This is a genomic window from Streptomyces sp. enrichment culture, assembly GCF_964273145.1.
In the GTDB taxonomy this organism is placed as follows: domain Bacteria; phylum Actinomycetota; class Actinomycetes; order Streptomycetales; family Streptomycetaceae; genus Streptomyces.
Window position 1 is genome coordinate 947,454 of sequence record NZ_OZ186873.1, and the last position, 16,779, is coordinate 964,232.

General features: G+C 71.7%; 14 protein-coding genes. 3 read left to right on the plus strand and 11 right to left on the minus strand.

The window, feature by feature from the left end; all coding sequences use genetic code 11:
- Positions 1-130 precede the first annotated feature (130 nt).
- The 6 genes from ACSU6Z_RS04315 to ACSU6Z_RS04340 all read right to left on the minus strand — a co-directional run bounded on the left by ACSU6Z_RS04315 (position 131) and on the right by ACSU6Z_RS04340 (position 6,775).
- Complete coding sequence (locus ACSU6Z_RS04315; protein ID WP_437043013.1) at positions 131-958, minus strand: shikimate dehydrogenase; 828 nt, start codon at positions 956-958, stop codon at positions 131-133.
- Positions 958-2,658, minus strand: a complete 1,701-nt coding sequence (gene mltG, locus ACSU6Z_RS04320) for an endolytic transglycosylase MltG (protein ID WP_437043015.1) — start codon at positions 2,656-2,658, stop codon at positions 958-960. The genes ACSU6Z_RS04315 and mltG overlap by 1 nt, the downstream gene beginning before the upstream one ends.
- Before the next feature lie 123 nt (positions 2,659-2,781).
- Positions 2,782-3,246 (minus strand): Holliday junction resolvase RuvX, encoded by a 465-nt coding sequence (gene ruvX / locus ACSU6Z_RS04325; protein ID WP_437043017.1) that lies wholly within the window; start codon positions 3,244-3,246, stop codon positions 2,782-2,784.
- Positions 3,247-3,256: 10 nt separating this feature from the next.
- Complete coding sequence (gene alaS, locus ACSU6Z_RS04330) at positions 3,257-5,929, minus strand: alanine--tRNA ligase (protein WP_437043019.1); 2,673 nt, start codon at positions 5,927-5,929, stop codon at positions 3,257-3,259.
- The gene (locus tag ACSU6Z_RS04335; protein ID WP_437043021.1) at positions 5,929-6,303 is read right to left on the minus strand and encodes a hypothetical protein; all 375 of its coding nucleotides are present in this window, start codon (positions 6,301-6,303) and stop codon (positions 5,929-5,931) included. Before ACSU6Z_RS04335 ends, alaS begins: the two co-directional genes overlap by 1 nt.
- A gap of 7 nt (positions 6,304-6,310) precedes the next feature.
- Complete coding sequence (locus ACSU6Z_RS04340) at positions 6,311-6,775, minus strand: DUF948 domain-containing protein (RefSeq protein WP_437043023.1); 465 nt, start codon at positions 6,773-6,775, stop codon at positions 6,311-6,313.
- Between the two features lie 162 nt (positions 6,776-6,937).
- On the opposite strand from ACSU6Z_RS04340, the gene ACSU6Z_RS04345 reads away from it, so the two are divergent.
- A complete protein-coding gene (locus tag ACSU6Z_RS04345) occupies positions 6,938-9,145 on the plus strand; it encodes an ATP-binding protein (RefSeq protein ID WP_437043025.1) in 2,208 nt (735 codons plus the stop codon).
- A gap of 34 nt (positions 9,146-9,179) precedes the next feature.
- Here the strand turns inward: ACSU6Z_RS04345 and rpsD are convergent, their stop codons facing one another.
- The 5 genes from rpsD to ACSU6Z_RS04370 form a co-directional block, all read right to left on the minus strand.
- Entirely contained in the window at positions 9,180-9,794 is a 615-nt protein-coding gene (rpsD, locus tag ACSU6Z_RS04350; RefSeq protein ID WP_437043027.1) for a 30S ribosomal protein S4, read from the minus strand.
- Positions 9,795-10,128: 334 nt separating this feature from the next.
- Positions 10,129-11,487 (minus strand): replication-associated recombination protein A, encoded by a 1,359-nt coding sequence (locus ACSU6Z_RS04355; RefSeq protein WP_437043028.1) that lies wholly within the window; start codon positions 11,485-11,487, stop codon positions 10,129-10,131.
- A gap of 41 nt (positions 11,488-11,528) precedes the next feature.
- Positions 11,529-12,191: a vitamin K epoxide reductase family protein gene (locus ACSU6Z_RS04360; RefSeq protein ID WP_437043030.1), complete on the minus strand. Its 663-nt coding sequence runs from the start codon at positions 12,189-12,191 to the stop codon at positions 11,529-11,531.
- 208 nt (positions 12,192-12,399) lie between these two features.
- Positions 12,400-13,662 carry a histidine--tRNA ligase gene (gene hisS / locus ACSU6Z_RS04365; RefSeq protein WP_437043032.1) on the minus strand — a complete coding sequence of 421 codons (1,263 nt, stop codon included), beginning with the start codon at positions 13,660-13,662 and terminating at the stop codon, positions 12,400-12,402.
- Between the two features lie 13 nt (positions 13,663-13,675).
- On the minus strand, positions 13,676-14,389 hold the full coding sequence (locus tag ACSU6Z_RS04370) for an MBL fold metallo-hydrolase (protein ID WP_437043034.1): 714 nt from the start codon (positions 14,387-14,389) through the stop codon (positions 13,676-13,678).
- A 181-nt stretch (positions 14,390-14,570) separates the two neighbouring features.
- Between ACSU6Z_RS04370 and ACSU6Z_RS04375 the strand changes: the two genes are divergently transcribed.
- Together ACSU6Z_RS04375 and ACSU6Z_RS04380 are read left to right on the plus strand one after the other, a co-directional pair.
- The gene (locus tag ACSU6Z_RS04375) at positions 14,571-15,389 is read left to right on the plus strand and encodes a peptidylprolyl isomerase (RefSeq protein ID WP_437043036.1); all 819 of its coding nucleotides are present in this window, start codon (positions 14,571-14,573) and stop codon (positions 15,387-15,389) included.
- Positions 15,390-15,521: 132 nt separating this feature from the next.
- The gene (locus ACSU6Z_RS04380) at positions 15,522-16,751 is read left to right on the plus strand and encodes a DUF349 domain-containing protein (RefSeq protein ID WP_437043038.1); all 1,230 of its coding nucleotides are present in this window, start codon (positions 15,522-15,524) and stop codon (positions 16,749-16,751) included.
- Positions 16,752-16,779 lie beyond the last annotated feature (28 nt).

The window sequence follows — 16,779 nt, forward strand, 5'->3', positions numbered from 1 at the left end:
GCCCTGCCGTGCGGGCCGGCGGGGGGAACGGGGCCCCGGTCCGTGCGGCGCGGCGGCGGGCGGTTCCGCGCTTCGGGCCGGACGGACGGCGGTCCCCCCTCCGTTCGCTCCCCGCGGAACGCGGGGGGTCCTAGCGGGCCGCGAGGGCGTGCTCGCCCGCTTTCCGCATGGCGTCGAGGGGAGCCGGGGACCGGCCCGTCATCTGTTCGACCTGGAGCACCGCCTGGTGCACGAGCAGGTCGAGTCCGCCGACGACGGCGCCGCCGTAGGCCGACCAGCGGGCGGCGAGCGCGGTCGGCCACGGGTCGTAGAGCACGTCGAACAAGGTGGCGGGCGCCTCCGGGACGGCGGAGGCGAGGGCGTCGGTCGTACCGGCCGGGGTGGTGGCGACGACCAGGGGTGCGCGCAGCGCCTCGGCGGCGTCCTCCCAGTCGGCGGTACGGACGTCCACGCCGAGCCGCTCGCCCCACTGCCGCATCTCGGCCGCACGGGCCCCGCTGCGGACGTAGGCGACGACCTCGCCGGTGCAGATCCGGGCCAGCGCGGCGAGCGCCGAGGAGGCCGTGGCGCCGGCACCGAGGATCGCCGCCGAGCCGACCTGCTCGATGCCGCGCTCGCGCAGCGCGGCGACCATGCCGGGGATGTCCGTGTTGTCACCGACGCGACGGCCGTCCTCGGTGAACACGACCGTGTTGACCGCCTCCACCGAGGCGGCCGTCTCGCCGACCTCGTCGAGCAGCGGGATGACGGCCCGCTTCAGCGGCATGGTCAGCGACAGCCCGGCCCACTCGGGCCCGAGCCTGTCGAGGAAGCCGGGCAGGGCGGCCTCGTCGACCTCGAAACGGTCGTACGTCCACCCGGTCAGCCCCAGCTCCTCGTAGGCGGTGCGGTGCAGCACCGGGGAGAGGGAGTGGGCGATCGGGGAGCCGAGAACGGCGGCTCGGCGGGGTGCGGCCATCAGTCGTTCCTCGAGGCTTGCCACTCGTCGACCAGCTTCTGGTGCTCGGCGTTGGTCTTGGTGAACTTGCTCGTCCTGCCGTCGGTCGAGACGAAGTAGTACCAGCCGTCGTGCGTCGGGTCGAGGGCGCCCTTCAGTGCCTCCTCACCCGGGTTGCTGATCGGTCCGGGCGGCAGGCCCTTGTGGTAGTAGGTGTTGTACGGGTTGTCGTAGGTGCGGAGTTCGCTGAGAGTGAGGTCGATCTCGCTCTGGTTCTTGATGTAGTTGTACGTGGAGTCGAACTGCAGCATGCCGTTGGTCTCGGTGTTGCCCGGCTTGAGCCGGTTGTAGACGACCTCGGCCATCTTGCGGAAGTCGTCGTGACTCGTGCCCTCGGCCTGCACCAGGCTCGCGATGGTGACGAGCTGCCACGGTCCGTCGAGCCCGAGGTCCGCGGCCTTCTCCTCGACGCCGAGCTCCTCGTACTTCTCGGTGGCCCGCGAGACCATCTCCCTCAGCACGTCCTCGGGCTTCTGCCCCTTGGCGACGCCGTAGCTGGAGGGGTAGAGGAAGCCTTCCAGCGGATCCTTGACGTTGTCGTGGTTCAGGGCCCAGGCGGGCAGTCCCAGGTTCTTCCACTCGTCCCGGGCGACCCGGGCCGTGGTGCCCGCCTCGACCTGGAGGCGCTTGTCGATCAGCTGGTAGATGTCGGCGTTGCGCTTGCCCTCGGCGATGACGAGGTTGTCGCGGCTCTCGGGGCTGAGCATGAGCTCGACCGCGCTCTTGGCCGACATCTCCTTCTCCAGCGTGTAGACGCCGTCCTGGAGGGCCTTGCCCTGCGGGCTGCCCTGCTGGGCGGCGACGAAGGCGTCCACGCTCTTGACGACACCGGCGTCCTTCAGCAACTGCCCGATCTGGTAACCGCCGGCCCCCTTGGGCACCGTGATGGTCACCTCTTCGCCGTTGCCGTCCCCCGCGAAGTCCGGGGCTTCGCCGAAACGTGCCTGGTAGAACTGGTAGCCGAAGTACCCGGCGCCTCCCACGGCGCCGCCCAGCACCAGGCAGACCACCAGGCAGGCGACCCCGTTGCGGCGTTTCCTGCCCTTGCCGCTCCGGCCCCGCCGGTCACCGCGGCCGCGGCCCCGGCCGGCGTCGTCGGCCGTGTCGTCCTCGCCCCCACCGGCGAAGAAGGCGTGCTCCCCCTGGTCGGGACCCGGGTCCCAGTCGGTCTGCGACGGCTCGGGCTCGCTGCGCCGGCGGCCGGGCGGCTCCGGCGGCGGGTAGGCGTCCGCAGTGCCGTAGGGGTCGGGCCGCTCCGCGCCGTAGCCGACGGCCTCCTGGGCGTAGGGGTCCGACGGGTCGGCGGCGTAGGGCGCCTGCGGGTGCCCGCCGGTGCCCCAGTCGCCGCCCTCGTACTGCTGCCGGTGCTGCCCCTCGGTCCCGTACTGCTGCCGGCCGTACGACTGGTCGTACTGCTGTTCGTGCTGCCGGCCGTACTGCTGGTACTGCTGCTCCTGGCCGTACGCGGACTGGCCGCCCTCGTTCCAGTCGCCGTGCTGCTGAGGCGGCTGCTCCGGATACTGCTGCGGCTGGCCGCCGTAGGGGGGCTGCCGGTCCTGCCGGTCCTGCCGGTCCTGCTGCCCTCCCCATCCGCCGTCCCCGTACAACGGGTCCTCCGGATGCCACGGTTCGGAGCCTTGGCCCCGGCCATACTCAGTCATCGATCCCCTAGAGCCGCGAGGCGGTCGGCGCGCGCGGCTGGTGGGTCCGGCTCCGTTCCGCCTCTTGCTGTGCGGCGGCTGTTCGAATGCCGTCGCATCGCGCGGAACGTTACCGTATCGCGATCAGATGACCACTTCGACGCCCTCACCGGGTGCTTTGCCTGACACCCGTTCGGATTCGAGTGCCTGCTGGAGGATGATCACAGCGGCGACCTGGTCGATGACGGAGCGCCCCTTCTTCGACTTCACGCCCGAGGCGCGCAGGCCCTGGCCGGCCGTCACCGTCGTCATCCGCTCGTCGACGAGCCGGACGGGGACCGGTGCGATGCCCTTGGCCAGCTCCCGGGCGAAGCCGCGGACCTTGGCCGCGGCCGGGCCCTCGCCCCCCTTGAGGGAGCGAGGGAGGCCGACGACGACCTCGATCGGCTCGTACTCCTCGACGAGCTGCTTCAGGCGGCGGTGGGCCGCCGGGACGTCCCGTCCGGGGACGGTCTCCACCGGGGTGGCCAGGATCCCGTCGGGGTCGCACGAGGCGACCCCGATCCGGGCGTCCCCGACGTCGATGGCGAGGCGTCGGCCGCGGCGCATCGTCCCCGCCCTACTTCGCCGTCTCGGCGACGAGCCGCTCGACGGCGTCGACGGCCTCGCCGATGGCGGCCGGGTTCTGGCCACCGCCCTGGGCGACGTCCGGCTTGCCGCCACCGCCGCCACCGAGGGTCTTGGCGGCGGCGCGGACCAGGTCACCGGCCTTGAGACCGCGCTCGCGGGCGGCCTCGTTGGTGGCGATGACCGTCAGCGGCTTGCCGTTGACGGCGGTGAACAGGGCCACGACGGCGGCCCTGCCGCCCTGGATCCGGCCGCGCACGTCGAGGACCAGCTTGCGCAGGTCGTCGGCGGTGGTGCCGTCCGGAACCCGGCCGGTGACCAGGGCGACGCCCCTGACGTCCTTGGCGGACTCGGCGAGGCCGGCGGCGGCCTGGAGCACCTTCTCGGCGCGGAACTTCTCGATCTCCTTCTCGGCGTCCTTCAACTTGCCGAGCATGGCGGAGACCTTCTCCGGCAACTCCTCCGGGCGGCCCTTGAGCAGCTCGGTGAGCTGGTTGACGACCGTGTGCTCGCGGGCGAGGAAGGTGTAGGCGTCCACGCCGACCAGGGCCTCGATACGCCGCACGCCCGAGCCGATGGAGGACTCGCCGAGCAGCTTCACCAGGCCGAGCTGGGCGGTGTTGTGCACGTGCGTGCCGCCGCACAGCTCCTTGGAGAAGTCGCCGATGGTCACGACACGGACGCGCTCGCCGTACTTCTCGCCGAACTCGGCGATGGCGCCCTGCTTCTTGGCCTCGTCGATGCTCATGATGTCGGCGCGCACGTCGAGGTCGCGGGCGAGCACCTCGTTGATCTTCTGCTCGACGTCGAGCATCACCGTCTGCGGCACGGCGGACGGCGATCCGAAGTCGAAGCGGAAGCGGCCGGGCTGGTTCTCGGAACCGGCCTGGGCCGCCGTCGGGCCGAGGGCGTCACGCAGGGCCTGGTGGGTGAGGTGGGTGGCCGAGTGGGCGCGGGCGATGGCCTTGCGGCGGCGGACGTCGATCGAGGCGTGGGCCTTGGCGCCGACGGTCACCTCGCCGACCTGGACGACGCCCTTGTGGACGTACACGCCCGGGACCGGCTTCTGGCAGTCGCGGACCTCGATGACGGCACCGGTGTCGGTCCTGATGCGGCCGGTGTCGCCGATCTGGCCGCCGCCCTCGGCGTAGAACGGGGTGCGGTCGAGGACGACCTCGACCTCGTCGCCCTCGGTGGCGGCCGGCGAAGAGGCGCCGTCGACCAGGATGCCGACGACCGTGGACTCGCCCTCGGTGTCGGTGTAGCCGATGAAGTCGGTCTCACCGGCCCGGTCGGCGATCTCGCGGTAGGCGCCGAGGTCGGCGTGGCCGGTCTTCTTGGCCTGGGCGTCGGCCTTGGCGCGCTCCCGCTGCTCCTTCATCAGGCGGCGGAAGCCGTCCTCGTCCACGGACAGGCCCTGCTCGGCGGCCATCTCCAGGGTGAGGTCGATCGGGAAGCCCCAGGTGTCGTGGAGCAGGAAGGCCTTGTCGCCGGAGAGGACCGTGCCGCCGGCGGCCTTGGTCTCGGACACGGCGGTGTCGAGGATGTTGGTGCCGGCCTTCAGCGTCTTGAGGAAGGCGTTCTCCTCGGCGAGGGCGACCTTCTCGATGCGCTCGCGGTCGGTGATCAGCTCGGGGTACTGCTGCCCCATCATGCCGATCACGACGTCGATCAGGTCCTTGACGACCGGACCGGTGGCGCCCAGGAGGCGCATGTTGCGGATGGCGCGGCGCATGATGCGGCGCAGGACGTAGCCGCGGCCCTCGTTGCCCGGGGTGACGCCGTCACCGATGAGCATGGTGGCGGTGCGCATGTGGTCGGTGACCACGCGCAGGGACACGTCCGAGGCGTCGGCGGCGCCGTACTCGACGCCGGTCAGCTCGGTGGCCTTCCTGATGACGGCCATGGAGGTGTCGATCTCGTACATGTTCTGCACACCCTGCAGAATCATGGCGAGCCGCTCCAGGCCGAGGCCCGTGTCGATGTTCTTGCTCGGCAGGTCCCCGAGGATCTCGAAGTTGTCCTTGCCGATGCCCTCGCCCCGCTCGTACTGCATGAAGACGAGGTTCCAGATCTCCACGTACCGCTCGTCGTTGACGGCGGGGCCGCCCTCGGCGCCGAACTCGGGGCCGCGGTCGTAGTTGATCTCGGAGCAGGGGCCGCACGGGCCGGGCACGCCCATGGACCAGAAGTTGTCCTTCATGCCCAGGCGCTGGATGCGCTCGGCGGGGACGCCGACGACGTCGCGCCAGATCTGCTCGGCCTCGTCGTCGTCCTTGTAGACGGTGATCCACAGGCGCTCGGGGTCGAGGCCGTAACCGCCCTTGTCCCGGGGGCTCGTGAGCAGCTCCCAGGCGAGCTTGATGGCGTCTTCCTTGAAGTAGTCGCCGAAGGAGAAGTTGCCGCACATCTGGAAGAACGTGCCGTGCCGCGTGGTCTTGCCGACCTCTTCGATGTCGGGCGTGCGCACGCACTTCTGCACGCTGGTGGCGCGCGGGAACGGCGGCTTCACCTCGCCCAGGAAGTAGGGCTTGAAGGGCACCATGCCGGCCGGGACGAGGAGCAGAGTCGGGTCGTCCGCGATGAGCGACGCCGAAGGGACGACGGTGTGCCCGCGCTCCTCGAAGAAGCTCAGCCAGCGACGGCGGATCTCAGCCGACTCCATCAGTGGTCCTCATTCCGGTTGTACGGGTTGGTCTTGTAGTGATCGGTGGGGTGGTGCGGGTTCTTCGCGTACGCCGGGCCGTTGCGGTTCTCGATGGCGGCCGGGCGCCGCGGCGGGGGCAGTTCGCGGTCGACGGGCGCGTTCAGCCCGAGCGCGTCGCCCAGTTCGGCCTCGCGCCGGGCCATGTTGTCGCGGACGTCGACGGCGAAGCCCACCGCGCGGTCCTTCAGCCGGCCGCCCGCCTCGATCGCCTTGTTCGCCGCGGTCGCGGCGAGGCTCTCGGGGGTCAGTTGCCTCAGCTTCCGGTTGACCTTGGTGGTGGCCCACACGCCGGCGGCGACGCCGGTGGTGAACCAGAACGTACGGCGGAACATCGCTGGGTCAGTCCCTCTTTCCGCGTGAGTCCCGTGCGGTGCGCTTCGCCCGCCGCGAGGCCGGGACGGTGCGGCCCACGATCACGGTGCGCCTCGGCGCCCCGGCGGGCGCGTCCTCCTTGCGGCCGGCGATGGCCCGCCGCACGCCGTACCCGAAGGCCGCGACCTTGACCAGGGGGCCGCCGAAGGTGGAGGCGACGGTGGTCGACAGCGCGGAGGCGTTCGACGTGACCTCCTGGACGTCGGAGGCGATCGCGTCGACCCGGTCGATCTGGGTCTGCGCGGAGCGCACCGCCGCGGAGGCGTCGGCCAGCAACGGGACGGCCTGGTCGGTCACGTCCGCCATGAGCTTGGTGGTCGCCTTGAGCGTCTGGGCCAGCCTCGCCAGTGCGACGGCGAGGAACGAGACCAGGATCGCCCAGAAGACGGCCACCAGGATCCCGGCCACCTCTCCACCGGACACTGCGTGCACCCGCTCCCTGAAACGTGCCTGAACATCGAGAACAGCGAAAAAAGTCGTGTACACGAGCCTATCGCGCCGGGAATGGGGCTCCGTACCGGATTACCGGCAGCGGCCGGAGGTTCCGTGCGGCGATTGTACGGAGTGATTATGGTTCAGTACGCTCCGTGTTCCATGCGGAATCATCGGCTCGCAGGCATGCCGTCGGACGGGAATCCGCCGCTGGAGTTCGACGCGTTCGTGGGACGCGCGGCGGAACTGGCCGGGCTGGCCCGGGTGCTCGACGCCGGGCGGCTGGTGACGGTGACCGGTGCGGGCGGGGTCGGCAAGTCGCGCCTGGCGGCGCGTGCCGCCGCCCGGTGGGCGCGCCGGGACGGGGTGGCGAAGGCTCCCTCCGCCCGGACGCGGCCGAGAACCTGGGGGAGGGTGGACCTGACTCCGGTGCGCGATCCGGAGTTCGTCGGCTACGCGGTCGTGGAGGCGCTGGGGCTCACCGACCACACCACCCGGCTGCCCCGCGAGACGCTGCTCGCGCATCTCGCCGACCGGGAGCTGCTGCTGGTCCTGGACGGGGTCGAGCACCTGGTGGACGCGTGTGCCGCGCTGGTGGTGGACCTGCTGGGGCGGGCGCCCGGCCTGCGGGTGCTGGCGGTGGGGCGCAGACCGCTGTCGGTGGCCGGGGAGCGGCTGTTCCCGCTGGCTCCCCTGGGCCTGGACGAGGCGGCGGAGCTGTTCCGGGTGCGCGCGGCTCAGCAGGGAGTGGCGCCCGGGGCCGAGGAGGAGGTGCGGGAACTGTGCCGGCGTCTGGACGGGATCCCGCTGGCGATCGAACTGGCCGCGGGGCGTCTGGGGGCGCTGTCGCCGGGGCAGCTGCTGCGGCGGCTGGACGACCGGTTCCGCCTGCTGACCGGCGGCGGCCGGTCAGCCCTCCCCCGGCACCGGACGCTGCGTACGGCGATCGGCTGGAGCCACGAACTGTGCACGCCGGAGGAGCGGCTGCTGTGGGCGCGGCTGTCGGTGTTCGCGGGGAGCTTCGATCTGGAGGCCGCCGAATACGTGTGCGGCGGCAGCGGCCTGCCCGCCGGCGAGGTGCTCGACGTCCTGTCGGCCCTGCTCGGGCAGTCCGTGGTGAGCCGCGAGGAGACGCCGGCGGGGCTGCGCTACCGGATGCTGGACACGGTGCGGGCGTACGGTGCCGGCTGGCTGGAGGCGACGGGGGACGCCGCGCGGGTGCGGCGGCGGCACCGGGACTGGTATCTGGGCCTGGCGACCTGGTGCGAGCTGGAGTGGTTCTCGCCGCGCCAGCGGGAGGTCGCCGCGCGGGTCGAGGCGGAGCTGCCGAATCTGCGCGGCGCCCTGGAGCACTGCCTGGCCGGGCCGGAGGAGACGCATCTGGGCCAGTACCTGGCGGGTTCCCTGTGGTTCCACTGGGTCGGCTGCGGGCGGCTGTCGGAGGGGCGGCACTGGCTGGAGCAGGCGACGCGGCCGGGGGCGGGGCGCCCGGCCCACGAGCCGTCCCGGCTCAAGGCGCTGTGGGTGCTCGGGTACGTGGCGGTCCTGCAGGGCGACACGGCGCCCGCGCTGGCGGCGCTCCAGGAGTGCCGCCGGGGGGCGGAGCGGGCGGCGAACCCGGCGGCGCTGGCGTACGCGGAGCACCGCACCGGCTGTGTGGCGCTGGTCTCGGACGACATGGCCCGCGCGGAGGCGCTGCTGCGCTCGGCGCTGGAGCGCTACCGCGAGATCGGCGAGCTCAACAGCAACGTGCTGATGGGCCGGGTGGAGCTGGCCATGGTGCGGGCCTTCCGGGGCGACCTGGCGGAGGCGGTGCGGCTGTGCGAGGACGTGTACCGGGTGTGCGAGGACCACGGCGAGCGGTGGACCCGCTCCTACGCGCAGTACGTGCTGGCGTACGCGGCCTGGAGCGACGGCGACCTGGTGCGGGCGCGGAAGCTGCTGACCGAGTGCCTGGACAGCTCCCACGGCTTCCGTGATCTGCTCGCCTCGGTGCTGTCGGTGGAGCTGCTGGCCCTGGTCACGGTGACGGAGGGCGACGCGGTGGAGGCGGCGGTGCTGCAGGGTGCCGCGGAGCGGATGTGGCCGTCGGTGGGGCTGCGGCTGTTCGGCTCGGCGCACTACAACGCGCCGCACGAGCTGTGCGAGGAGACCGCCCGGAAACGGCTGGGCGACGAGCGGTACGAGGAGTGCGTGCGCGAGGGGTCCCGGCTGGGCCGTGAGGAGGCGGTCGCCCTCGCGCTGCGGCGGCCGGGCTCCCGGGACGGACTGCCGGCGCCGCGCGAGCCCGTGGAACGCCCGGCCGCGACCGCGCGTACGGCGAAGCCCGCCGCCTCGCCCACCCGGAAGGGCGGGGAGGCGGCGGGCTGAGGTACCGCTGGGGTGGTACTGCGTCCGGCTGGGGTCAGCGGGCGTAGTACTCGACGACGAGCTGCTCGTCGCAGATGACCGGGATCTCCTTGCGGTTCGGCTCGCGGTCCAGGCGGAACGCCAGGGCCTTGAGGTTCACCTGGAGGTAGCGCGGGGTCTCGCCCTCGGGGGCGAAGCCGCCCTCACGAGCGATCGTGAAGAGGGTCTTCTCCTTGGAGCGGTCGCGGACCTGCACCACGTCGTCGGGGCGGACGATGAAGGACGGCTTGTCGACCTTCTTGCCGTTGACCTGGATGTGGCCGTGGACGACCATCTGGCGGGCCTGGTAGATCGTACGGGCGATGCCCGAACGCAGGACCAGCGCGTCGAGGCGCTTCTCCAGCTCCACGATCAGGGCCTCGCCGGTCTTGCCCTGGACCTTGGACGCGCGCTCGTAGGCGCGGACCAGCTGGCGCTCGGAGATGTCGTACTGGGCGCGCAGGCGCTGCTTCTCCAGCAGTCGGACCTTGTAGTCCGAGTTCTGCTTGCGGCCGCGGCCGTGCTCACCCGGCGGGTAGGGGCGGGCCTCGAAGTACTTGACGGCCTTCGGGGTCAGCGCGATGCCGAGGGCACGCGACTTCTTGACCTTGGGGCGGGACTGGTTCGCCATGAACCAAACACCTCATGTTCTTGTGCGAATACGGCTTCACCAGGGTTAGGGGAGGTCGCATCCGCAGCCGGGGAAACCCCGCAGGTCCGCTGGAACCCGCAAGGCAGCCGATCCCCTGGTCTGGGCACATACGTGCAGCACGCGAGTGGCCCACCGACCGTTCCCGGAGTTCCGGGTGGTGGTGGGCTGCCCGCGACACCGTTCGCCGGTGCGCGACGCTCCTGGAGTTCCGGCGGACCGGTCCTCCGGCTGGATGTCCCGCTCTGGTGGTGCCGGTCGCCTCGGGTGAGGGCCGGACACGGGACGCAGCACTTCGCAGCAGTCTACAGGGTGGTCACGAGCGCCTGCGACCGAGGTGTTTCCTGGTCCATTCGACGGCGTCCGCGTACCGCGCCTCGGCGCCGTGCCGGGTCGGCGTGTAGTACTCGCGGTCCTTGAGGGCGTCCGGGGCGTACTGCTGGGCGGCGATGCCCTCGGGCAGGTCGTGCGGGTAGACGTACCCCTGCCCGTGCCCGAGTTTCCCGGCGCCCTTGTAGTGGCCGTCGCGCAGGTGCGGCGGCACGGGACCGGCCAGTCCCTTGCGCACGTCGTCCAGGGCGGCGCCGATCGCGGTGGTCGCGGCGTTGGACTTGGGGGCGAGCGCGAGGGCGATGGTGGCGTGGCTGAGGGTGAGGGCGGCCTCGGGGAATCCGATCATGGCGACGGCCTGGGCGGCCGCGACCGCGATCGGCAGGGCATGGGGATCGGCGAGGCCGATGTCCTCGCTGGCGGAGATCATCAGGCGGCGGGCGATGAAGCGGGGGTCCTCGCCGGCCTCGATCATCCGGGCCAGGTAGTGCAGGGCGGCGTCGACGTCGGAGCCGCGGATGGACTTGATCAGGGCGCTGGCGACGTCGTAGTGCTGGTCGCCGTCGCGGTCGTACTTCACCGCCGCCCGGTCGACCGTCTCCTCCAGCGTGGTCAGGCCGATCTCCGTCTCGCCCTTGTCGAGGGCGGCCCCGGCGGCGGCCTCCAGGGCGGTCAGGGCGCGGCGGGCGTCGCCGCCGGCGATGCGCAGCAGGTGGTCCTCGGTGTCCCCGGGCAGGGCGACGGCGCCGTTCAGCCCGCGCTCGTCGGCCAGCGCGCGCCGCAGCAGGCCCCGGACGTCGTCGTCGGTGAGGGGTTCGAGGGTGAGCAGGAGGGAGCGGGACAGGAGGGGGGAGATCACCGAGAAGTACGGGTTCTCGGTGGTGGCGGCGATCAGCGTCACCCAGCGGTTCTCGACGGCCGGGAGCAGGGAGTCCTGCTGGGCCTTGCTGAAGCGGTGGATCTCGTCGAGGAAGAGGACGGTCTCCTTGCCGTACCCGCCGGAGGCCCGGCGGGCGCCGTCGATGACCGCGCGGACCTCCTTGACGCCCGCGGTGATCGCCGAGAGCTCGACGAAGCGCTTGTTGGTGGCCTTGGAGACGACGTACGCCAGGGTCGTCTTGCCGGTGCCGGGCGGGCCCCAGAGGATCACCGAGGAGGGGCCGGCGGGGCTGCCCGAGGCGCCCTCGCCGACCAGGCGGCGCAGGGGCGAGCCGGGTTTGAGCAGGTGCTGCTGGCCCACCACCTCGTCGAGGGTGCGCGGGCGCATCCGGACCGCCAGCGGACTGCTCGACGGCTCCTTCTCCTGGCGTTCTTCTGCTGCGGCGGTGAACAGGTCGGGCTCCACGCTGAAACCCTAAATCACCGCACCGACAGCCCCGGGGGCCGTCAGCTGGTCCAGAAGTCCCACCAGCGGGTCAGGATCAGCATGCCGATGATGCCGATGTGCAGCACGGGCAGGACCCAGGTGAACTCGCCGAAGAAGCCCCTGAGCCAGGCGGGCGCCGGCAGGAAGCCCTTGCGGACGTTGAACGACGTCACGTACCAGAACATGACGATGGTGGCGACCCAGGCCAGGCAGCACCACAGGCACAGGGCGTTGATCCGGTACAGCGACTGGAACATCAACCAGGCGCAGAAGCCGACGCCGAAGAGCGTGCCCGCGTTGAAGGTGAGCCAGTACCAGCGCGGGAAGCGGGCGCGGGCGAGCAGGCTCATGCCGACGCAGACGACGATGCCGTAGGCGGCCAGGCCCAGCATCGGGTTGGGGAACCCGAAGACGGCGGCCTGCTCGCTCTCCATGACGCTGCCGCAGGAGACGACCGGGTTGAGGCTGCAGCCGGGCGTGAAGGTCTCGCCGGCGACCTTGGCCTCGAGCAGCTTGAACTTGTCGAGCGTGATGACCCACGCGGCGAGCAGTCCGGCCGCTCCCGTGATCACCAGCAGCAGGGCGAGGGCGCGGCTGCCGCCCTCGGCGCGCGGCGCGGCGGCGGTGCGCTCCGGCGAGGGCTCGGGCCCGGTGGAGACGTCCTTGAGTGTCGTCTTGCTCATCACGCCGATTCCGTCACTAGAGGGTCGGAGGTGCTTCGGGCACGGCCATTGTGCCGCACGCGCGTGTGCGTCCACCCCTCACTGCCCGTAAGGAGGGACGGGCGGGCGGCCCGGGCGGGTGGTTTCGGCCGACAACCGTGCCAGGGGCGCACGCATGAACGAACGCGCCGGGTGCCGACGTCGGCACCCGGCGCGTTCGCCGGCGTCCTCAGCCGAGCCGCGACTCCAGCTCCGCCACGATCTCGTTCACGCCGACCGCCGTCTGCTCCCCGGACTCCATGTCCTTGAGCTGGACGACGCCCTCGGCCAGGTCGCGCTCGCCGAGCACCAGGGCGTAGCGGGCGCCCGAGCGGTTGGCGGCCTTCATCGCGGCCTTCAGGCCCTTGCCGCCGTAGGAGAAGTCGGCGGCGATGCCGTTCTTGCGCAACTCGGTGACCTTCGCGAACAGCACCCGGCGGGCCTCCTCGCCGAGCGGGACCGCGAAGACGCTGGTGGTGGCGGGCAGTTCGAGCTCGACGCCCTCCGCCTGAAGGGCGAGGACCGTGCGGTCCACGCCGAGGGCCCAGCCGACGGACGGCAGCGCGGGGCCGCCGATCATCTCGGACAGGCCGTCGTAACGGCCGCCGCCGCCCACCGCGGACTGCGCGCCCAGCCCGTCGTGGACGAACTCGAACGTGGTGCGCGTGTAGTAGTCCAGGCCGCGCACCAGCTTCGGGTCGTCCTCGAAGGCCACGCCCGCCGCGGTGATCAGCTCGCGGACCTCCTCGTGGTACGCCTTGCAGGCGTCGCAGAGGTGGTCGCGCAGCAGCGGGGCGTCGACGAGCTGCTTCTGGACCTCCGGGCGCTTGTCGTCCAGGACGCGCAGCGGGTTGATCTCGGCGCGGCGCAGGGTCTCCTCGTCGAGGTCGAGTCCCCGCAGGAAGTTCTGCAGCGCCTCCCGGTACACCGGGCGGCACTCCTTGTCGCCCAGGCTGTTGAGCAGGATCCGGAAGTCGCGCAGGCCCAGCGAGCGGTACGCCTGGTCGGCGAGGATGATCAGCTCGGCGTCCAGCGCCGGGTCCTCCGCCCCGATCGCCTCGGCGCCGACCTGCGAGAAGTGGCGGTAACGGCCCTTCTGGGGGCGCTCGTAGCGGTAGTACGAGCCCGAGTACCAGAGCTTGACCGGGAGGTTGCCCGCCTTGTGCAGGCCGGCCTCCAGCGTCGCGCGCAGCACGGAGGCGGTGCCCTCGGGGCGCAGGGCGAGCCGGTCGCCGCCCTTGGTCTCGAAGGCGTACATCTCCTTGGTGACGATGTCGGTGGACTCGCCGACACCGCGCGCGAACAGCTCGACGTTCTCGAAGCCGGGCGTCTCGATGTAGCCGTAGCCGGAGCCCCGCAGCGGGGCGGCGATCGCCTCGCGGACGGCCAGGTACTTGGCGGAGTCCGGCGGGATCAGGTCGTACGTGCCCTTGGGGGCCTTGAAGGTGCTCACGGGAGGTCTCTCGTCACATTCCTCGTCGGGGAGCGTTCTCCGCGTCCGCTCCCGGGCCGGCGGCCACCTGCCGCAGATAGGGGTTGGCGGCGCGCTCCTGGCCGATGGTCGTCTGGGGGCCGTGGCCGGACAGCACCACGGTCGAGTCGTCGAGCGGCAGGCACACGCGGGCCAGCGAGTCGAGCATCTCGGCCATGTCACCGCCGGGCAGGTCGGTGCGTCCGATGGAGCCGGCGAACAGCAGGTCGCCCGAGAACAGGATCGGCGGGATGTCCGCCGCTCCGGGCAGGCCGAAGGTCACCGACCCCTTGGTATGGCCCGGCGCGTGCGCGACGGAGAACTCCAGCCCCGCCAGCTCCAGCCTCGCGCCGTCGGCCAGCTCCTTGACGTCGTCGGGTTCCCCCACGGTCAGCTCGCCCATCAGCGGCTGCCCGATGGAACGGCCGAGCGCCTTCTCGGGATCGCTCATCATGTAGCGGTCCGAGGGATGGATCCAGGCCGGCACGTCGTGCGCGCCGCACACCGGGACGACCGAGGCCACGTGGTCGATGTGGCCGTGGGTGAGGACGACGGCGACGGGCTTGAGCCGATGCTTCTTCAGTGCCTCCTCGACGCCCTGGGCGGCCTGGTGGCCGGGGTCGATGATCACGCACTCCTCACCGGCGGCGGGGGCGACGAGGTAACAGTTCGTCCCCCAGGCCCCGGCGGGGAACCCGGCAATGAGCACGTTCGTCCTTCGTTGTGTGGGTACGGGTGGGCTTGCGGGCGGGCTGCGCCCAGGTCAGAGCCTACCGGCGGTGCCGATTCCTCAGCGAACCCATATACGGTACGGGGCTACACGCAGACGCCCGGCCACGGGCACGCACGCGTACCGGTCGGCACACGTAGACGCATGAGGAGAGAACCCGGTGGTCAGCCAGGAACAGCGGCGGCGTCAGCTCGCCCGGGAGAAGTTCTTGCGGCAGCAGCAGCGGCGCACCGCCGCCAGGCGCAAGGCCCGCATGCGCAACGCGGTGATCGCGTCGGTGCTCGGTGTGGTCCTGGTGGGCAGCGCCGGACTGTACGCGAGCGGCGCCTTCGAGGACGACGGCGGCGACAAGGCCAACGCGAACGCCGAGGTCACCCCGAGCGTGACCAGCAAGGCGCCGGACCCGTGCGAGAAGCCGGCCGAGGGCAAGGCCAAGACGGCGACCTGGAAGAAGGAGCCGGCCATGACCATCGACAAGTCGGCGAAGTACACGATGAAGCTCGAGACGACCTGCGGGACGGTGGACATCGACCTGAAGGCGTCGGCGGCACCGCGCACGGTCAACTCGTTCCACTTCCTCGCCGGCAAGGGCTACTTCGACCACACCAAGTGCCACCGCCTGACCACGAACGGCATCTACGTGCTGCAGTGCGGGGACCCGACGGGGCAGGGCACCGGCGGCCCGGGCTACACGATCCCGGACGAGAACCTGAAGGACGAGAGCCTGAAGGACAACGTCTATCCGGCGGGCACGGTCGCGATGGCGAACACCGGGCAGAAGAACAGCGGGGGCAGCCAGTTCTTCCTCGTGTACCAGGACAGTCCGCTGCCGCCCAGCTACACCCCGTTCGGTACGGTTTCGGACGCGGGCATGAAGGTGCTGAAGAAGATCGCCGAGGCGGGCGAGAGCACCGGTGCGGGCGACGGGGCGCCCAACGCGACGGTCGTCATCGACAAGGCGACCGTCACCCGATCCTGACCGTCATCTGCGGAATTTCGGTCGCGCAGGATGCGGACAGGCCACCCGCCGGTCGCCTATGTTGGCCGTGACGAAACTGTGGACGATGCCCGGGGCCTCAGCCCCCAGCGGGCATCATGTGGAGGAGGCGCTGTGAGCAGCGACCCGTGGGGCCGCGTCGACGAGACGGGGACCGTGTACGTGCGTACGGCCGACGGCGAGAAGGTCGTCGGTTCCTGGCAGGCCGGCTCCCCCGACGAGGCGCTGGCCTACTTCGAGCGCAAGTACGAGGGCTTGGTTGTCGAGATCGGCCTCCTCGAGAAGCGGGTGAGGACCACCGACCTGTCGGCGAAGGACGCCCTGGCCGCCATCGGGCACCTGCGGGAGCAGGTGGACGCGCACCACGCCGTCGGCGACCTGGACGCGCTGCGGACACGGCTGGACAAGCTCGTGGAGCTGGTGGAGGCGCGCCGCGAGCAGCGCAAGGCGCAACGGGCGCGCCAGGCCGACGAGGCCCGTCACGCCAAGGAGGCGCTGGTCGCCGAGGCGGAGGAGCTCGCGCAGTCCGACCAGTGGCGGGCGGCCGGCGAGCGGCTGCGGGCCCTGGTGGACACCTGGAAGGGTCTGCCGCGGCTGGACCGCAAGTCCGACGACGAGCTGTGGCACCGGTTCTCGCACGCCCGGTCGGCGTTCTCCAAGCGGCGCAAGCAGCACTTCGCGCAGCTGGACGCGCAGCGCGAGGACGCCCGCCGGATCAAGGAGCGGCTGGTGGCCGAGGCGGAGGCGCTGTCGGACTCGACGGACTGGGGTCCGACGGCCGCGCGCTACCGCGAGCTGATGGCCGAGTGGAAGGCCGCGGGCCGCGCCCAGCGCGAGCACGAGGAGGACCTGTGGAACCGCTTCCGCGGCGCCCAGGACGTCTTCTTCGCCGCCCGCAGCGCGGTGTTCGCCGAGCGTGACGCCGAGCAGGCGGAGAACCTCAAGCTCAAGGAGGAGCTGGCCGAGGAGGCCGAGAAGCTCCTGCCGATCACGGACCTGAAGGCGGCGCGGGCCGCGTTCCGTTCGATCAACGAGCGCTGGGAGGCGATCGGCCACGTGCCGCGCGACGCCCGGCCGAAGGTCGAGGGCCGGATGCACGCGGTGGAGCGGGCCCTCCAGGAGGCCGAGGAGGCCGAGTGGCGCCGGACCAACCCGGAGGCACGCGCGCGTGCCGAGGGTCTGACCGGCCAGCTCCAGGCCGCCGTGGACAAGCTCCGGCGCCAGATCGAGCAGGCGCGCGCCCAGGGCAACGACGCCAGGGCCGACAAGCTCCAGAAGGAGCTGGAGGGCCGTCAGGCGCTGCTGGACCAGGCGCTGAAGGGTCTGCAGGAGTTCGGCGGCTGATCCGGCCCCGCCCCGCCGACGCGGGAAG

Coding starts and splice junctions, on each gene's coding strand:
- ACSU6Z_RS04315 (WP_437043013.1), bottom strand. CDS start 958: ATGGCCGCACCCCGCCGAGCCGCCGTTCTCGGCTCCCCGATCGCCCAC.
- mltG (WP_437043015.1), bottom strand. CDS start 2,658: ATGACTGAGTATGGCCGGGGCCAAGGCTCCGAACCGTGGCATCCGGAG.
- ruvX (WP_437043017.1), bottom strand. CDS start 3,246: ATGCGCCGCGGCCGACGCCTCGCCATCGACGTCGGGGACGCCCGGATC.
- alaS (WP_437043019.1), bottom strand. CDS start 5,929: ATGGAGTCGGCTGAGATCCGCCGTCGCTGGCTGAGCTTCTTCGAGGAG.
- ACSU6Z_RS04335 (WP_437043021.1), bottom strand. CDS start 6,303: ATGTTCCGCCGTACGTTCTGGTTCACCACCGGCGTCGCCGCCGGCGTG.
- ACSU6Z_RS04345 (WP_437043025.1), top strand. CDS start 6,938: ATGCGGAATCATCGGCTCGCAGGCATGCCGTCGGACGGGAATCCGCCG.
- rpsD (WP_437043027.1), bottom strand. CDS start 9,794: ATGGCGAACCAGTCCCGCCCCAAGGTCAAGAAGTCGCGTGCCCTCGGC.
- ACSU6Z_RS04360 (WP_437043030.1), bottom strand. CDS start 12,191: ATGAGCAAGACGACACTCAAGGACGTCTCCACCGGGCCCGAGCCCTCG.